Below are 2,036 nucleotides of genomic sequence, written 5' to 3'. Positions count from 1 at the left end.
GCCGCCGCGGCGCTGCTCGCCGCCCTGCCCGCCCGGGCGGAGCCGCCGCAGCGCGTCGTCGTCGCCGGCGGCGACCTGACCGAGATCGTCTATGCCCTGCATGCCGAGGACCGCATCGTCGGGGTTGATACCACCAGCCTGTACCCGCCCGCCGCGCGGGAGCGGCCGAGCGTCGGCTATCTGCGCCAGCTGGCGGCCGAGGGCATCCTGGCGCTGGGCCCGGACCTGGTGCTGACCACGGCCTCGGCCGGCCCGCCGGCAGTGCTGGAGCAGATCCGCTCCGCCGGCACGCCGGTCGAGATGCTGCCGGAGGCGTATACGGCGGAGGGTGTGGTCGCCAAGATCGTCGGCGTGGAGAAGGCACTCGGCGTGGCCGATCCGGGGCTCAGCCAGGCGGTCCGCACCGATTTCGCCACGGTGGCCGACACCGTCGCCAAGGCCCCCTCGAAGCCGCGCGTGCTGTTCGTGCTGTCGATCACCCAGGGCACGCCGCTGGGCGGCGGCAGCGGCACGGCGGCGGACGGCATCATCCGCCTGGCGGGCGGCACCAACGCTGTCGGCGAGGTCGAGCGCTACAAGCCGCTGTCGCCCGAGGCCGTGGCCGCCGCGGCGCCGGAGGTGGTGGTGATCGCCAGCCATGCGGTCGAGCCGAATGGCGGGCTGGCGGCGATCGCGTCACTGCCGGTCTTCGCCCAGACCCCGGCCGCCAAGGCGGGCCGGATCATCGCCATGGATTCGCTCTACATCCTCGGCTTCGGGCCGCGGACGCCGCAGGCGGCGCGCGACCTGGCAGTGGCGCTGCATCCCGGCTGGACCCCGCCCGCCCTGCCCGACCGGGCCTGGAGCGCGGGTTCGTGACCGTGCTGGCGGCCAACGACGCGATTCCGGCCCCGGCGGAGCAGCGACGGGCCCGGCGCCTGTCATTGACGCTGATGGGGCTGGTGCTGCTGCTGGCCGCCTCGGTCGTCGCCAGCATCAGCATCGGGCCGGCGGACATCCCGCTCGATCATGTCCTGGCGGTGCTCGGCCACCATCTCGGGCTCGGCAGTCTCGACGCCGTGGCCGCGCGCGACGCCGCCATCATCGACGCCATCCGGCTGCCGCGGACGCTGCTGGGCGCCATGGTCGGCGCCGTGCTCGCCGTCTCCGGCGCGATGATGCAGGGGCTGTTCCGCAATCCGCTGGCCGATCCCGGCCTGATCGGGGTCAGCGGCGGCGCCGCCTTCGCCGGCGTGGCGGTGATCTCGCTTGGCCTGCCGGCGGCGCTGGCCGGCATTCCCGTGCTGAACCTCTACGCCCTGCCGCTGGCTGCCTTCCTCGGCGGCCTGGCCACCACCATCGCGGTCTACCGCCTGTCGAAGCGCGAGGGCCGGGTGTCGGTGACCATGATGCTGCTGTCCGGCATCGCGGTGAACGCGCTGGTCGCGACCGGCACCGGCTACATCGTGTTCAAGGCCGATGAGAACGCGATGCGCACCATCACCTTCTGGACCATGGGCAGCCTCAGCGGCGCGACCTGGACTTCGGTGCTGGCCGTGCTGCCCTTCGCCCTGGTGCTGCTGGCCGCCGTCGCCCTGGCCGCGCGCGCCCTGAACGGCATGCTGCTGGGTGAGGCCGTGGCCCTGCACCTGGGCTTCCCGGTCGAGACGGTGACGCGCCTGCTGGTCGGCACCGTGGCGCTGGCGGTGGGCGCAGCGGTCGCGGTCAGCGGCATGATCGGCTTCGTCGGATTGCTGGTACCGCACATGCTGCGGCTGGTGATCGGAGCGGATCATCGCGGCCTGCTGCCGGCCGCGGCCCTGCTGGGTGCGGCCCTGATGCTCGGCGCCGACCTGGTCGCCCGCATCGCCGTGGCGCCGGCCGAGCTGCCGATCGGCATCGTCACCACCGGCCTCGGCGCTCCCGTCTTCCTCGCGCTGCTGCTGCGCCGGCGGAGATCCGAGCCGTGATCCGCGCCGAAGCCCTCGCCTACCGCATCGGCCGCACGCCGCTGCTGGACGGCGTCGACCTCGCCGTCGCGCCCGGCCGCTTCACCG

At 74.1% G+C, this 2,036-nt stretch carries 2 protein-coding genes; both read left to right on the top strand.

The features are described from left to right. The coding region (locus P409_RS32770; RefSeq protein ID WP_052121663.1) for a heme/hemin ABC transporter substrate-binding protein at positions 1-858 on the top strand (858 nt) is incomplete at its 5' end. Continuing rightward, on the top strand, positions 855-1,949 hold the full coding sequence (locus tag P409_RS32765; RefSeq protein WP_238578827.1) for a FecCD family ABC transporter permease: 1,095 nt from the start codon (positions 855-857) through the stop codon (positions 1,947-1,949). The genes P409_RS32770 and P409_RS32765, both read left to right, overlap by 4 nt. Positions 1,950-2,036: the final 87 nt, after the last annotated feature.

The organism is Inquilinus limosus MP06, assembly GCF_000767795.1.
GTDB lineage: Bacteria > Pseudomonadota > Alphaproteobacteria > DSM-16000 > Inquilinaceae > Inquilinus > Inquilinus limosus_E.
This window is presented reverse-complemented; position numbering and strand designations above follow the sequence as displayed.